This is a genomic window from Pseudomonas sp. zfem003, assembly GCF_032621675.1.
Classification (GTDB): domain Bacteria; phylum Pseudomonadota; class Gammaproteobacteria; order Pseudomonadales; family Pseudomonadaceae; genus Metapseudomonas; species Metapseudomonas otitidis.
In genome coordinates this window covers 67631-83368 of sequence record NZ_JAVYJG010000009.1, presented here as the reverse complement: position 1 = coordinate 83368, position 15738 = coordinate 67631, and the positions used below count along the sequence as shown (strand labels likewise).

Genomic DNA, 15738 nt, shown 5'->3' with positions numbered 1-15738 from the left:
GTCAGCCCTCCTTCTCGATGCGGTTGAGGTTGTCCCGCAGGATGGGGCCGTACTCGTACTTGCCGGCGCAGACGTAGCTGCACAGCGCCAGGTCTTCCTCGTCCAGCTCCAGGCAGCCCAGCTTCTGGGCCATCTCGGTGTCGCCGACGATCAGGTAGCGCAGCAACTGGGTGGGCAGGATGTCCAGCGGCATCACCGCCTCGTAGTTGCCCACCGGCACCATGGCGCGCGGGCTGCCGTTGGTGCTGGTGCTGAAGGCGAACCGGCGGGCCGCCATCAGCTTGGACACGAAGATGTTCAGCACCGAATGCTTGTTCACCCCGGCGCGCAGGTAGTGCAGTAGCTCGCGGTCATTGCCTTCGGCGAGGCAGGACACCTGCAGGTGGTAGCGCCCCAGGTAGGCGCAGGCGCCACGGGAGGTGCGCCCGCCCAGCAGGGAGCCGGACACCACGCGGTTGACGCCGGGCTTGAGCTCGCCGGCGGTCAGTTCGTCGAGGCTCGCCCCCAGGCGGGTGGCCAGCAGGCGCGGCTTCTCCACCACCGGGCCGGCCAGGGACACGACACGCTCGACCCACAGGCGGCCGGTGGCGAACAGCTTGCCGATGGCGATCACGTCCTGGTAGCCGATGTGCCAGACGCTCTTGGTGGCGCTGACCGGGTCAAGGAAGTGGATGTGGGTGCCCGGAAGACCCGCCGGATGCGGACCGGAGAAGGCCTCGGCGCGCACGCCGGCCAACTGCTCACCCGGCAGGCTGGCCCCGTCGGCCTTGCACAGGAACACCCGGCCCAGGCGCGCCAGCACCTTGAGGCCGCGTTCGAAGTCGGCGGCGTGGGCAGCGATGATCGGCTGCGGGTCGGCGGCCAGCGGGTGAGTATCGAGGGCGGTCACGAAGATCGAACTGGGTACGGCATCGACGGCCGGCACCCGGCTGAACGGGCGCGTGCGCAGTGCGGCCCAGAGGCCCGAACGCTGCAGGTTGTCCCGCACGGCCTGGGGATCAAGGGCATCCAGGGCGTTGTCCGGGCAGGTGTCGAAGACGACTTCGTCGTCGCCGTCCACATCGATCACCACCGACTGCAGCACACGCTGCTCGCCGCGGTGGATGGCCGAGACCACGCCCGCCGCCGGGGCGGTGAAAAGCACGCCGGGGTTCTTCTTGTCGGCGAACAGGGCCTGGCCCAGCTTCACCCGGTCCCCGACCTGCACCTGCATGGTGGGCTTCATGCCGTGGTAGTCGAAGCCGATAACGGCCACGCTACGCACGGCGCGTGCAGCCTCGATGCGCTGCTCAGGCTGGCCTGCGATGGGCAGGTCCAACCCCCGTCTGATTCTTGTCATGTCTCTCGCCTGAACCTTGAGAAGGGTTTCGTCCCGGTGTCGAACAGTAGCCGCCAAACGCCAGGCAGGCACCGGCACATATGCCGGCACGCGGCAGAGCCTCGGGACGAAAACCGCGCATTATAAAGAGGCGACTTCCCAAGCGGCCACTGAAAGTCCTGAAATTTCCGACTGTTAGAGCGACTCGGGCAACTGGAAGTCAGCGTGCGGACGAATGGTCACCGCCCGCCACGCCATGAAAAACGGGGGCCTAGGCCCCCGTTTCAGGTTTTACCGGCGCGCCCCGGTGGAGCGCCTGATCCAGTAACAAACCGCAATAAATGCGAGCCAGAACGGAATGGCGTAGACCGACACGTTGATGCCTGGGATCAGCAGCATCACGCCCAGGATGAGCGCCACGAAGGCCAGGCACAGGTAGTTGCTGAAGGGGTACCAGAGCGACTTGAAGAACGGCTCGATGCCCTGGCGCTGCAGCGACTTGCGGAACATCAGGTGCGACAGGCTGATCATCGCCCAGTTGATCACCAGGGCCGCCACCACCAGCGCCATCAGCAGCTCCAGCGCCTGCTTGGGCGCCAGGTAGTTCACCAACACGCAGAGCAGGGTGATCAGCGCGGACACGCCGATGGCCAGCACCGGCACGCCACGGCGGTTGACCTTGAGCAGCGCCTTCGGCGCATCGCCCTGCTCGGCCAGGCCGTAGAGCATGCGGCTGTTGCAGTACACGCCACTGTTGTAGACCGACAGCGCGGCGGTCAGCACCACGAAGTTCAGCAGGTGGGCGGCGGTGTCACTGCCGATCAGCGAGAAGATCTGCACGAAGGGGCTGCCGCTGTAGGGGTCGCCGGCGGCGTTCAGGGTTTCCAGCAGCTTGTCCCAGGGATACAGCATCAGCAGCACGCTGAGGGCGCCGATGTAGAAGATCAGGATGCGGTAGATGACCTGGTTGATCGCCTTGGGGATCACCTTCTTCGGCTCGCTGGCCTCGGCGGCGGTGATGCCCACCAGCTCCAGGCCCCCGAAGGAGAACATGATGATCGCCAGGACCATCACCAGCCCTTCCAGGCCATTGGGGAAGAACCCGCCATGGCTCCAGAGGTTGCTCACCGCGGCCTGCTCGCCGCCGGTGCCGGAGACCAGCAGGTAGAGGCCGAGGATGATCATGCCGATGATCGCCACCACCTTGATCAGGGCGAACCAGAACTCCGTCTCCCCAAAGACCCGCACGTTGGCCAGGTTGATCACGTTGATCAGCACGAAGAACACCGCTGCCGTCACCCAGGTGGGCACGTCGGGCCACCAGAACTGGATGTACTTGCCCACGGCGGTCAGCTCGGCCATGCCCACCAGGACGTAGAGTACCCAGTAGTTCCAGCCGGCCAGGAAGCCCGCGTAGCCGCCCCAGTACTTGTGGGCGAAGTGGCTGAAGGAGCCCGCCACGGGCTCCTCGACGATCATCTCGCCCAGTTGGCGCATGATCAGGAAGGCGATGAAGCCGGCGATGGCGTAGCCGAGGATCATCGACGGCCCGGCGGACTTGAGCACCCCGGCGGAGCCGAGGAACAGGCCGGTGCCGATGGCGCCACCCAGGGCGATCAACTGGATATGGCGGTTTTCCAGCCCGCGCTTGAGCGAGCCGGCGTGCTGCTGTTGTCCGTCCATCAGGAGTTCCGAAAAGAAGGGAGGGGTCTAGCGATTACAGCCGGAAAAATGAAAAACGGGAGCCCGAGAGCTCCCGTTTTCACGGACCAGCGACTTAGCGCGGGAAGGCCGGCGGGTTGACCCCAGCCATGTCTTCCATCACGCGGACCACCTGGCAGCTGTAGCCGAACTCGTTGTCGTACCAGACATAGAGGACGACACGGTTGTCGTTGCAGATGGTGGCTTCGGCATCCACCACGCCAGCATGGCGGGAGCCGACGAAGTCGGTGGAAACCACTTCCTGGGAGGAGACGTAGTCGATCTGCTTGTGCAGGTCGGAGTGCATGGCCATCTGGCGCAGGTACTCGTTGATCTCGTCGCGGGTGGTGGCCTTCTCCAGGTTCAGGTTGAGGATGGCCATGGAGACGTTCGGGGTCGGCACGCGGATGGCGTTGCCGGTCAGCTTGCCTTTCAGCACCGGCAGGGCCTTGGCGGCTGCGGTGGCGGCACCGGTCTCGGTGATCACCATGTTCAGCGCGGCGCTGCGGCCACGGCGGCTGCCCTTGTGGAAGTTGTCGATCAGGTTCTGGTCGTTGGTGTACGAGTGAACGGTCTCGACGTGGCCGTTGGCGATGCCGAACTTGTCATTCACGGCCTTGAGCACCGGCACGATGGCGTTGGTGGTGCAGGAGGCAGCGGAGATGATCTTGTCGTCGGCGGTGATTTCGCCGTGGTTGATGCCGTGGACGATGTTCTTCAGCGCGCCCTTGCCGGGAGCGGTGAGGACCACGCGGTCGATACCCGGGCACTTCAGGTGCTGGCTCAGGCCCTCGGCGTCACGCCATTTGCCGGTGTTGTCCACCAGCAGGGCGTTCTTGATGCCGTAGGCGGTGTAGTCGACCGAGGCGGGATCGTTGGAGTAGATCACCTGAATCAGGTTGCCGTTGGCGGTGAGGGTGTTGTTCTCCTCGTCGATGACGATGGTGCCGTCGAACGGACCGTGCACGGAGTCGCGACGCAGCAGGCTGGCGCGCTTGACCAGGTCGTTCTCGGCGCCCTTGCGGACGACGATGGCGCGCAGGCGCAGGCCGTCGCCGCCACCGGTCTTCTCGATGAGGATGCGCGCCAGCAGGCGGCCGATGCGGCCGAAGCCGTAGAGGACGACGTCGGTGCCTTCACGGGCAGCGCCGTTCTGCTTGCCGACCAGCTCGGCCAGCTCGTCCTTGGTGAACTGCTCGAGGCTGCGACCGGCACCCTCGGCCTTGAACTTGGCGACCATCTTGCCCAGGTCGACGGAAGCGGCGCCCAGCTTGAGCTCGCTCATGGCCTTCAGGATCGGGAAGGTGTCGTGGACCGACAGCTCGGCTTCGTCGGCCTGGCGGTGGCGGGCGAAACGGTGGGCTTTCAGGATGTCGATCACGGAACGGTTGATCAGGCCGCGACCATAGATCGAGGTGACCACGTTGTTGTTGCGATAGAGCTGGCCGATCAGCGGAATCATCGCTTCCGCGAGGGCTTCACGATCGATCCATTCACCGAGACACTGGTCGGGCTTCTGAGTCACGGGCAGTACCTTCCACATGTAGGGGATGAAAAAAGGGGCTACATTATGACGACGCGCGCAAGCGCCGGCAATCTGCAGCCGTCGCAAGACTGACATCCAACGGTCGGGATAGTTACAATCGCCCGGTTCGAATTCCGACCGGAGCCCCCTTTTGCCCGCCTCCGTCCTGCGTCTCCCGACCCTCCCCACCGCCAGCGGCAAGCAGCAGTGGGGCAACCTCAACGGTGCGGCCCTCGGCCTGGCCATCGCCGAAGCGGCGAGCGCTGCCCGACGCTTCACCCTGTTGCTGACCGCCGACAGCCAGAGCGCCGAACGCCTGGAGCAGGAACTGGGCTTCTTCGCCCCGGACCTGCCGGTGCTGCACTTCCCGGACTGGGAAACGCTGCCCTACGACCTGTTCTCCCCCCACCAGGACATCATTTCCCAGCGGGTGGCCAGCCTCTATCGCCTGCCGGAACTGGACCATGGCGTGCTGGTGGTGCCGATCACCACCGCCCTGCACCGCCTGCCGCCCCGGCGCTTCCTGCTGGGCTCGAGCCTGGTGCTGGACGTGGGCCAGAAGCTGGACGTGGAGCAGATGCGCCTGCGCCTGGAAGGGGCCGGCTATCGCTGCGTGGAAACGGTCTACGAGCACGGCGAGTTCGCCGTGCGCGGCGCGCTGATCGACCTGTTCCCCATGGGCAGCGACCTGCCCTACCGCATCGACCTGTTCGATGACGAGATCGAGACCCTGCGCACCTTCGACCCGGAAACCCAGCGCTCGGTGGACAAGGTGGAGTCGATCCGCCTGCTGCCGGCCCGCGAGTTCCCGCTGGACAAGAAGGCGGTCACCGACTTCCGCGGCCGCTTCCGCGAGCGCTTCGACGTCGACTTCCGCCGCTGCCCGATCTACCAGGACCTGGCCAGCGGCATCACCCCGGCCGGCATCGAGTACTACCTGCCGCTGTTCTTCGAGGAGACCGAGACGCTCTTCGACTACCTGCCCGGCAACACACAGGTGTTCTCCCTGCCCGGCATCGAACAGGCCGCCGAGCAGTTCTGGAGCGACGTGCGCAGCCGCTATGAGGAGCGCCGCGTCGACCCCGAGCGCCCGCTGGTGCCGCCGGCCGAACTCTTCCTGCCGGTGGAGGACTGCTTCGCCCGGCTGAAGACCTCACCCCGCGTGGTGGCCGACCCCAGCGACCTGGCGCCCGGCGTGGGCCGCGAGCGCTTCCCCACCCGCGCCCTGCCCGACCTCGCCATCGAAGGCAAGGCCAGTGAGCCGCTGGCCGCCCTGCGCCGCTTCCTGGAGGAGTTTCCCGGCCGCGTGCTGTTCAGCGCCGAATCGGCCGGCCGCCGCGAAGTGCTGCTGGAACTGCTCGCCCGGCTCAAGCTGCGCCCGCAGGAAGTCGCCGGCTGGCCGGAGTTCGTCGCCAGCAGCGAGCGCCTGGCCATCACCATCGCCCCGCTGGACGAGGGCCTGCTGCTGGACGAGCCGGCCCTGGCGCTGGTCGCCGAAAGCCCGCTGTTCGGCCAGCGCGTCATGCAGCGTCGTCGCCGCGAACGCCGCAGCGACGGTGGCGACAACGTCATCAAGAACCTCGCCGAGCTGCGCGAAGGCGCGCCGGTGGTGCACATCGACCACGGCGTGGGCCGCTACCTCGGCCTGATCACCCTGGAGATCGAAGGCCAGGCCGCCGAATTCCTCGCCCTGCAGTACGCCGAGGAAGCCAAGCTCTACGTACCGGTCGCCAGCCTACACCTGATCGCCCGCTACACCGGCACCGATGACGCCCTGGCACCGCTGCACCGCCTGGGCTCGGAAACCTGGCAGAAGGCCAAGCGCAAGGCTGCCGAACAGGTGCGCGACGTCGCCGCCGAGCTGCTGGACATCTACGCCCGCCGCGCCGCGCGAAAAGGCTATGCCTTCAAGGACCCGCTGGCCGACTACGCCACCTTCTCCGCCGGCTTCCCCTTCGAGGAAACCCCGGACCAGCAGGCCGCCATCGAGGCCGTGGTCGCCGACATGCTGGCGCCCAAGCCGATGGACCGCCTGGTCTGCGGCGACGTGGGCTTCGGCAAGACCGAGGTGGCCATGCGCGCGGCCTTCGTCGCCGTGCACAGCGGCAAGCAGGTGGCGGTGCTGGTGCCCACCACCCTCCTCGCCCAGCAGCACTACAACAGCTTCCGCGACCGCTTTGCCGACTGGCCGGTGCGCGTGGAGGTGATGAGCCGCTTCAAGACCGCCAAGGAAGTGGAAGGCGCCGCCAACGAGCTGGCCGAAGGCAAGGTGGACATCGTCATCGGCACCCACCGCCTGCTGCAGGGCGACATCCGCTTCAAGCAGCTGGGCCTGGTGATCATCGACGAAGAACACCGCTTCGGCGTGCGCCAGAAGGAGCAGCTCAAGGCCCTGCGCAGCGAGGTGGACATCCTCACCCTCACCGCCACGCCGATCCCGCGCACCCTGAACATGGCCGTGGCCGGCATGCGCGACCTGTCGATCATCGCCACCCCGCCGGCGCGCCGCCTGTCGGTGCGCACCTTCGTGATGGAACAGCAGAACACGGTGATCAAGGAGGCCCTGCTGCGCGAGCTGCTACGGGGCGGGCAGGTCTACTACCTGCACAACGAGGTCAAGACCATCGAGAAGTGCGCCGCCGACCTCGCCGAACTGGTGCCCGAGGCCCGTATCGGCATCGGCCACGGGCAGATGCACGAGCGCGAGCTCGAACAGGTGATGAGCGACTTCTACCACAAGCGCTTCAACGTGCTGGTGGCCTCCACCATCATCGAGACCGGCATCGACGTGCCCAGCGCCAACACCATCATCATCGAGCGCGCCGACAAGTTCGGCCTGGCCCAGCTGCACCAGCTGCGTGGCCGCGTCGGCCGCAGCCACCACCAGGCCTACGCCTACCTGCTGACTCCACCGCGCAAGCAGATGACCGAGGACGCCCAGAAGCGCCTGGAAGCCATCGCCAACGCCCAGGACCTGGGGGCCGGCTTCGTGCTGGCCACCCATGACCTGGAGATCCGCGGCGCCGGCGAACTGCTGGGCGAGGGCCAGAGCGGGCAGATCCAGGCCGTGGGCTTCACCCTGTACATGGAAATGCTCGAACGCGCGGTCAAATCCATCCAGAAGGGTGAGCAGCCCAACCTTGAGCAACCCCTGGGTGGAGGGCCGGAAATCAACCTGCGGGTGCCGGCACTGATTCCCGAGGACTACCTGCCCGACGTGCACGCACGGCTGATCCTCTACAAGCGCATCGCCTCGGCCGCCGACGAGGACGGCCTGAAGGAGCTGCAGGTGGAAATGATCGACCGCTTCGGCCTGCTCCCCGAGCCCACCAAGAACCTGGTGCGCCTCACCCTGCTCAAGCTGCAGGCGGAGAAGCTCGGCATCAAGAAAGTCGACGCCGGCCCCCAAGGTGGTCGGATAGAATTCGCCGCCGACACCTGCGTCGACCCGCTGGTGCTGATCAAGCTGATCCAGGGCCAGCCCAAGCGCTACAAGTTCGAAGGCGCCACCCAGTTCCGCTTCCTGGTCCCGATGGAGCGACCGGAAGAACGCTTCAACACACTGGAGGCGCTGTTCGAGCGCCTCGTTCCGCAATCCGCTTAAAGGACTGATCCATGCGTGCGTTCCGTTTCATCACCCTGCTGCTCGCCCTGGTGGCCCCCAGCGCCTTCGCCGACGGGCTCTACCAGGTGGAGATGATCCTCTTCCGCCAGGCCGGCGAGCCGGTCCCGGCCAGCCAGAACGCCCCGGATGACTGGGCCAACGGCAGCCAGACCCTGTCCAGCGTCGGCGAGCGCGCCACCAACCTGAACAACGAAGCCGCCCGCCTCAACCCGGGCGCCGGCTACCAGGTGCTGCTGCACAAGGCCTGGTCCCAGAGCATTGGTGCCACCCCGAGCAAGGTGGCGGTCACCACCGGCGACGGCCAGCTCGGCCACTTCCCGGTAGAAGGCACCGTGGCGCTGAGCCAGGGGCGCTTCACCGACGTGTCCGTCGACTTCTGGGTCAACCGCTTCGACGCCAGCGGCCTGCTCAGCGGCAGTGAGCGCATCAAGCAGGGCACCCGCCTGAAGAGCGGCGAGCTGACTTACCTCGACCACTCCAGCCTGGGCATCCTGATTCGCGTCAACCCGCTCTGACCCATGCCCACCCTGCTCGAACACCTGCGCCAGGAAGACTGGCGCCAGGACTTCGACCAGGGCGCGCTCGACCGCGGCGCCCGCTACGCCCAACAGCGGAAAGCGCGCCTGCGGGCCATGGACGAGACGCAGCTGCTGGCCAGCTGCGCAGGCTCCGCCGAGACGCCCTACCTGCAGACGATCCGCCTCGCGCCCCATGGGCTCGGGGTGATCGGTCGTTGCACCTGCCCGGTCGGCCTGAACTGCAAGCACTGCGTCGCCGCCATCCTCCAGCTGCTGTCCGACGGTCCGCCGGCCGCACGGCCGGAGCCCGTCACCCCGGCACCGGCGCGCGCACCCCGGCTGCTGAAAGACATCCCGCCACGTCCGCACCTGGCCCTGGGCAGCCTGGCCCAGAGCCTCTATGACCTGCGCAGCGGCCGGATGGTGGGCAACCAGCAGCACCGCGCCGGGCTGGCCTTCGACTATGCTGGGGCGCTGGTCCACGGCAAGAACACCCGTGCCAACCCGGTCAGGCGTCGGCAGGATGGCGAGCTGGTGGCCATGCAGCGCAACCCCCAGGCCGAAGAAACGCTGCGCGAGCGCCTGCGGCAACTGGGCTTCAAGGAATCCCTGCGGCAGAGCCAGGCCCTGCCGGGGGATCTGCTGGAACTGTTCGAGCTGCCCGACGACGAGGCCTGGCAGCGCTTCGTCCAGCTGCAGCTGCCGCAGTTGCGCGACGAGGGCTGGCTGATCGAGATCCGCCCCGGTTTCCACTTCGACCTCACCCCGGTGGATGGCTGGTATGCCGAGGTGGACGAGCAACCGGGCCAGCAGTGGTTCGACCTGGAGCTGGGCATCCTCGTGGAAGGGCAGCGCATCAGCCTGCTGCCGGTGTTGCTCAAGCTGATCCGGGACAATCCCAAGCTGCTCAGCGCCAAGGTCCTGCAGCGACGCAAGGACGACGACCAGTTGCGCCTCCAGCTCGATACGCTGAGCAGCGAGACCGGGCGCCCCCTACAGGTCGCCCTCCCCTACGGCCGCCTCAAGCCCCTGCTCGGCACGCTTGGCGAGCTGTTCCTGCGGGACCGCGGCGAGGGCCGCAGCCTGCGGCTCGGACTGCCGGATGCTGCACGGCTCGACCAACTGGAGTCCCTCGGCCTAGCCTGGCGAGGCGGCGAACGCCTGCGCACCTTCGCCGAACGCCTGCGGGACAGCCGTCATGGCAGCCACCCCACACCCAAGGGGCTGAAGGCCGAGCTACGCGCCTATCAGCTCCAGGGTCTGGCCTGGCTGCAGACCCTGCGCGAGCTGGACGCCGGCGGCGTGCTGGGCGACGACATGGGCCTGGGCAAGACCCTGCAGACCCTGGCGCACATCCTCACCGAGAAGGAGGCCGGCCGGCTGGACCGTCCCGCCCTGGTGGTGATGCCCACCAGCCTGGTGCCGAACTGGCAGGACGAGGCCGCGCGCTTCGCCCCGGACCTGAAGGTCCTGGCGCTGCACGGCCCCAACCGGCACAAGGACTTCGAGCACCTGGCCGACCACGATCTGCTGCTCACCACCTACGCCCTGCTGCCCCGCGACCTGCCGCAATGGAAGGAGCAGCCACTGCACCTGCTGGTGCTGGACGAGGCGCAGAACATCAAGACCGCCACCAGCAAGGCCGCCCAGGCCGTGCGCCAGCTGCAGGCCCGCCAGCGCCTGTGCCTGTCGGGCACGCCGCTGGAAAACCACCTGGGCGAGCTGTGGTCGCTGTTCCACTTCCTGATGCCCGGCTGGCTGGGCGATGCCAAGCAGTTCGCCCGCGACTACCGCACCCCCATCGAGAAGCACGCCGACAACGAACGCCTGGCCCACCTGAACGGCCGCATCCGCCCCTTCATGCTGCGGCGCACCAAGGAGTCGGTGGCCACCGAGCTGCCGGCCAAGACCGAGATGATCCACTGGGTGGAACTGAGCGAGGCCCAGCGCGACCTCTACGAGACCGTGCGCCTGGCGATGGACCAGAAGGTGCGTTCGGAAATCGAGCACAAGGGCATGGCCCGCAGCCAGATGGTGATCCTCGAAGCCCTGCTCAAGCTGCGCCAGACCTGCTGCGACCTGCGCCTGGTGGAACCGGAGCGTGAGGTACGCGGCAGCACCTCGGGCAAGCTGGACAGCCTGATGGAGATGCTCGAGGAGCTGTTCATGGAAGGCCGGCGGGTGCTGCTGTTCTCCCAGTTCACCAGCATGCTGGAACTGATCGAGGGCGAATTGCAGACGCGCCAGATCGACTACCTGCTGCTGACCGGCGAGACCCGCGACCGGCGCACGCCGGTGGAGCGTTTCCAGGCCGGCGAGGTGCCGCTGTTCCTCATCAGCCTCAAGGCCGGTGGCACCGGGCTGAACCTGACCCAGGCCGACACCGTGATCCACTTCGACCCCTGGTGGAATCCGGCGGCTGAACGCCAGGCCACCGACCGCGCCTACCGCATCGGCCAGGATAAGCCGGTGTTCGTCTACAAGCTGATCGCCCGGGGCACGGTGGAAGAGAAGATCCAGCAGCTGCAGCAGCGCAAGGCCGACCTGGCGCAAAGCGTGCTGAGCGCGCCGGCCGGCAGCGACTGGCACCTGCGCGAGGAAGACATCGACGCGCTGTTCGCGCCCCTCCCCCACGCCTGACCCGGGCTACCGCCCGGGCCAGGCACCGGTCACGCCTTCAGCAGGATGGACAGGGTTTCGCGCACCTTGCCGATACCCGCCGCGAGCGCGGCCTCGATCTCGGCCATGGTAATGATGCTGGTGGACTTGCCGGCTGCCGGATTGACCACCAGGGAGAGGGCGGCATAGGGCAGGTTCAGCTCGCGCGCGAGGGCGGCCTCGGGCATGCCGGTCATGCCGACGATGTCGCAGCCATCGCGCTCCATGCGGGCAATCTCGGCGACCGTCTCCAGCCGCGGGCCCTGGGTGCAGCCATAGACGCCGTAATCGCTGTGGGCGTGGCCGGCGCGACGCAGGGCATCGAGCAGCTTCTGCCGCAGCGGTTCGTCGTAGGGGTGGCTGAAGTCGATGTGGGTGACGTGGTCCAATTCGCCCTCGAAGAAGGTGCCGATGCGCCCCTGGGTGTAGTCGATCACCTGATGCGGTACCACCAGTTGCCCGGTGCCCATCCCGGCGGTGATGCCGCCAACCGCGTTGACGGCGATGACCGCCTCGGCCCCGGCATGCTTCAGCGCCCAGAGGTTAGCGCGGTAGTTGACCTGGTGCGGCGGAATGCGGTGCGGGTGGCCGTGACGGGCGAGGAAGAGCACCTCGCGACCGGCGTACTCGCCCTGCACGATCCCTGCGGACGGTGCGCCGTAGGGTGTCTCGGGGTTGAGCAGGGCCTTCATGCTGAGGCCGTCCAGTTGGGTCAGGCCGGTACCACCGATAATCGCGTAAACGGTCATGTCGCTTCCTTCAGTCGATCAGCTGGGCTTCGCGCAGGGCACCCACAGCGGCCTGCCAGCGCGGGTCTTGACGGTATTCGGTGCCCGGGAAGGCACGACGGCGCATGCGGGCCAGTTGCGGGGACGGGGTCACGCCCAGGCGCTGCAGACGCGACAGGGCCAGCTCGGCGGCAGCGCGGTCGTTGCACACCAGGCCCATGTCGCAGCCTGCGTTCAGCGCGGCCTCGATGCGCTCGGCGGCATCACCCACCACATGGGCACCGGCCATGGAGAGGTCGTCGCTGAAGATCACCCCGGTGAACTTCAGCTCGCCGCGCAGGATGTCCTGCAGCCAGCGACGCGAGAAGCCGGCGGGCTGGGCATCGACCTGGGGGTAGATGACGTGGGCGGGCATCATGCCGTCCAGATCGGACGCCAGGCGGGTGAAGGGCACCAGGTCGGCCGCACGGATCTGCTCCAGGCTGCGCTCATCCGTGGGGATGGCGACGTGGGAGTCGGCTTCCGCCCAGCCGTGACCAGGGAAGTGCTTGCCAGTGGCCGTCATGCCGGCAATACGCAGGCCCTTGATGAAGGCTCCGGCCAAGTCAGTGGCGCGCTGAGGATCGCCCTCGAAGGCACGGCTGCCCACCACGGCGCTGCGCTGGTGATCCAGGTCCAGCACCGGGGCGAAGCTGAGGTCCAGGCCGGCGGCCAGCACTTCGGTCGCCATCAGCCAACCGCATTGCTCGGCCAGGGCCTCGGCGTTGGGCGTATCGGCCAGGGCGCGCATCGCCGGCAGGCGCACGAAGCCGCGACGCAGGCGCTGCACCCGGCCGCCTTCCTGGTCGACGGCGAGGATGAGGTCGGGACGTACGGCGCGGATCGCAGCACACAGGTCACGCACCTGGCGCGGGTCCTCGATATTGCGGGCGAACAGGATCAGGCCGGCCACTTCGGGCTGGCGCAGGATGTGGCGGTCTTCGGCAGTCAGCCAGGTGCCGCCGATGTCCAGCATCAGGGAGCCTTGCATGGGGTTCCTTGTCAGGGGTTGGGCGCCGCCCACTCGGGCTTGGGCGCTTCATCGATGCGCACCGCACAGTGGACGGGTACGCGGGGAAAGAGTTCCAGCAGGTCGGCGTTGCGCATGCGCACGCAGCCGTGGGAACGCGGGACGCCCATGGGCTCGGTATCCGGCGTGCCGTGGATATAGATGTAGCGACGCATGCTGTCGACCTTGCCCAGGCGGTTGAAGCCGGGCTCCCGTCCACTCAGCCAGAGGATGCGAGAGAGGATCCAGTCACGCCCGGGGAACTGCGCATGCAGGGCCTCGGACCAGATCTCACCGGTCCAGCGACGCCCGCGCAAAACGGCATTCAACGGAAGATCGGCACCAATCCTGGCCCGCACTTCGTGGAGACCACGGGGTGTGCAGTTGGAACCACTGAGTTCACCGGGGCCATTGAGGGCGGTCGACACGGGATAACTGACCAGCAGGCGTCCAGCAGCGAAGCCGTAGAGGCGCTGATCAGCAATGGAGATATGGAGTAGATCAAGGTCGGACATGGGCGGCTAGCTTAGCTGATCCCGCCGCCCTCGCCCACCGGCGTCAGGCCTTGCCGGCTGCAGGAGCGGGCTTTGCCCTGGGCTTCAGTACGGCCTTGGACAGGGCCTCGTCGGCCAGGCCCGTTTCTGCGCGCATGCCTGCCGCGAGGAACGGGACCATCAGGCGCATGACCTGTTCGATGGAGGTGTTCACACCGAAATCGGTCTCGGCCATGGCCCGCAGCGCCTTGATGCCGGACATGCTGAACGCCGCAGCCCCCAGCATGAAGTGGACACGCCAGAAGATCTCAAGAGGCGGCAACCGGGGCGCCGCCTCGTTGACCAGCAGCATGTAGCGACGGAACACCTTGCCATACACCTCTTCGAGGTACTTGCGCAGGTGACCCTGGCTCTGACTGAAGGCAAGCCCGAGCAAGCGCATAAATATGGAAAGGTCGTTGCCACTGCGAGGCTTTACCGCCAGCGCCTGCTCCACGAGCATCACCAGCAGCTCCTCCAGAGAGGGCGGCGTTTCAGACTTGCCTTGCCGTTTGTCGAGCTCACGCTCCAGGCTCTGGCAGAACGGCCCGAGGAAGCGCGAGAAGACCGCCTGGATCAGGGCCTTCTTCGAACCAAAGTGGTAATTCACCGCAGCCAGGTTGACCCCGGCCTTGCTGGTGATCAGGCGCAAGGAGGTTTCGGCGAAGCCTTTCTCCGCGAACAACTGTTCCGCTGCATCGAGGATGCGTTCGACGGTTTCCGACTGAGCCATGGTTCCCCCACCTGACAAACACTTGTTTGAAACATACGTTTCAGACCCTGCCTTTGTCAAGTCGCACTCACCACCTTCTGACGCATGGGTCACGCCGGAGGACATCTTACGCAGCCGAGGCGAAACCTCATCCGGCACACCGCCGAATGGCAGGCCGGGTCTTCAGAAAATACTTGTAGGCCCACTCGAGGAACTGTATAAAACACCAGTCACTGTATAAAAAGACAGAGCCCGACATGCTGAAACTGACGCCCCGCCAAGCCGAGATCCTCGCGTTCATCAAGCGCTGCCTGGAAGACAACGGTTATCCGCCGACCCGGGCGGAAATTGCTCAGGAGCTCGGCTTCAAGTCGCCCAACGCCGCCGAGGAACACCTCAAGGCCCTGGCACGCAAGGGCGCCATCGAAATGACACCGGGCGCTTCCCGCGGCATCCGCATCCCCGGATTCGAGCCGGCAGCCGAGGAAGGTGGACTGCCCGTGATCGGCCGAGTCGCTGCAGGTGCACCTATCCTTGCCCAGCAGAACATCGAGGAATCCTGCCGCATCAACCCCGACTTCTTCCACCCCAAGGCCGACTATTTGCTGCGCGTACGCGGCATGAGCATGAAGGACATCGGAATCTTCGATGGCGACCTCCTGGCCGTCCACTCCACTCGCGAGGCCCGCAACGGCCAGGTGGTGGTAGCACGACTGGGCGACGAAGTGACGGTCAAGCGCTTCAAACGCGAAGGCGACAAAGTCTGGCTGATCGCCGAAAACCCCGAATTCTCTCCGATCGAAGTCGACCTGCACGAGCAGGAACTGGTGATCGAAGGCTTGAGCGTCGGCGTCATTCGCCGCTAACAGGAGGCGTCATGCAGTTCTCGCAACCGATCGGCCGCATCCAACTGCCCCTCTTCCACGACGCCATCGTCGCAACACCACTTCACGACCTGCTGGAGCCCGAGGCTCCCCTGGAAGCGGAGAGCGAGGCCTTCAGCGAACTCTCATTGCGAGGCAGCCCACTCCATTGCCGCCACCTGCTGGCCCCGATGCTGAGGGAGCTGAGCGAAGAACAGGACGCCCGCTGGCTCACCCTCATCGGAGCACCCGCCACCCTTAATCAGGCCTGGCTGCGGGATGCGGGGCTCAACCGTGAGCGTATCCTCCTGCTCGAACCCCGAGGCGGCAAGGACGCTCTAGAATTGGCATGCGAAGCCCTCCGACTGGGGCGCAGCCACACTGTCGTGAGCTGGCTTTCACTCAGCGCTCGGGACAAGGACGCCCTCATCAGGGCCGCACGGGAAGGCAATGCACAGAGCCTGAACATCCATCTCGGATAGTCAGAGCCCTGCTTAATCAAATGGCAA

General features: G+C 66.6%; 12 protein-coding genes. 5 read left to right on the top strand and 7 right to left on the bottom strand.

What is annotated here, in order from left to right; genetic code table 11:
- Position 1 precedes the first annotated feature (1 nt).
- From RTK35_RS21610 to RTK35_RS21600, 3 genes are all read right to left on the bottom strand, one after another.
- On the bottom strand, positions 2–1339 hold the full coding sequence (locus RTK35_RS21610; protein ID WP_284548575.1) for a Na(+)-translocating NADH-quinone reductase subunit A: 1338 nt from the start codon (positions 1337–1339) through the stop codon (positions 2–4).
- Positions 1340–1609: 270 nt separating this feature from the next.
- The gene (locus RTK35_RS21605) at positions 1610–3001 is read right to left on the bottom strand and encodes an amino acid permease (RefSeq protein WP_142011095.1); all 1392 of its coding nucleotides are present in this window, start codon (positions 2999–3001) and stop codon (positions 1610–1612) included.
- Between the two features lie 94 nt (positions 3002–3095).
- On the bottom strand, positions 3096–4562 hold the full coding sequence (locus RTK35_RS21600) for a glyceraldehyde-3-phosphate dehydrogenase (protein ID WP_074968622.1): 1467 nt from the start codon (positions 4560–4562) through the stop codon (positions 3096–3098).
- Between the two features lie 133 nt (positions 4563–4695).
- Between RTK35_RS21600 and mfd the strand changes: the two genes are divergently transcribed.
- From mfd to RTK35_RS21585, 3 genes are all read left to right on the top strand, one after another.
- Positions 4696–8148, top strand: coding sequence for a transcription-repair coupling factor (gene mfd / locus RTK35_RS21595; protein WP_316908957.1), 3453 nt, complete (start codon positions 4696–4698; stop codon positions 8146–8148).
- Positions 8149–8159: 11 nt separating this feature from the next.
- Complete coding sequence (locus tag RTK35_RS21590; RefSeq protein WP_316908956.1) at positions 8160–8684, top strand: CsiV family protein; 525 nt, start codon at positions 8160–8162, stop codon at positions 8682–8684.
- Between the two features lie 117 nt (positions 8685–8801).
- Positions 8802–11327, top strand: a complete 2526-nt coding sequence (locus RTK35_RS21585) for a DEAD/DEAH box helicase (protein WP_409563815.1) — start codon at positions 8802–8804, stop codon at positions 11325–11327.
- Positions 11328–11356: 29 nt separating this feature from the next.
- Here RTK35_RS21585 and RTK35_RS21580 read toward each other — a convergent pair whose 3' ends face one another.
- From RTK35_RS21580 to RTK35_RS21565, 4 genes are read right to left on the bottom strand one after another with little or no spacing between them, the layout of a single operon-like run.
- On the bottom strand, positions 11357–12094 hold the full coding sequence (locus RTK35_RS21580) for an S-methyl-5'-thioinosine phosphorylase (protein WP_074968613.1): 738 nt from the start codon (positions 12092–12094) through the stop codon (positions 11357–11359).
- A gap of 10 nt (positions 12095–12104) precedes the next feature.
- The gene (gene nagZ / locus RTK35_RS21575; protein WP_316908955.1) at positions 12105–13103 is read right to left on the bottom strand and encodes a beta-N-acetylhexosaminidase; all 999 of its coding nucleotides are present in this window, start codon (positions 13101–13103) and stop codon (positions 12105–12107) included.
- An 11-nt stretch (positions 13104–13114) separates the two neighbouring features.
- Positions 13115–13636 carry a L,D-transpeptidase gene (locus tag RTK35_RS21570; protein ID WP_268194543.1) on the bottom strand — a complete coding sequence of 174 codons (522 nt, stop codon included), beginning with the start codon at positions 13634–13636 and terminating at the stop codon, positions 13115–13117.
- Between the two features lie 43 nt (positions 13637–13679).
- A complete protein-coding gene (locus tag RTK35_RS21565) occupies positions 13680–14387 on the bottom strand; it encodes a TetR/AcrR family transcriptional regulator (RefSeq protein WP_044405042.1) in 708 nt (235 codons plus the stop codon).
- A 236-nt stretch (positions 14388–14623) separates the two neighbouring features.
- Between RTK35_RS21565 and lexA the strand changes: the two genes are divergently transcribed.
- Positions 14624–15232 (top strand): transcriptional repressor LexA, encoded by a 609-nt coding sequence (gene lexA / locus RTK35_RS21560; RefSeq protein WP_044405045.1) that lies wholly within the window; start codon positions 14624–14626, stop codon positions 15230–15232.
- 11 nt (positions 15233–15243) lie between these two features.
- On the top strand, positions 15244–15711 hold the full coding sequence (sulA, locus tag RTK35_RS21555) for an SOS-induced cell division inhibitor SulA (RefSeq protein ID WP_044405049.1): 468 nt from the start codon (positions 15244–15246) through the stop codon (positions 15709–15711).
- The last annotated feature ends 27 nt before the right edge of the window (positions 15712–15738 follow it).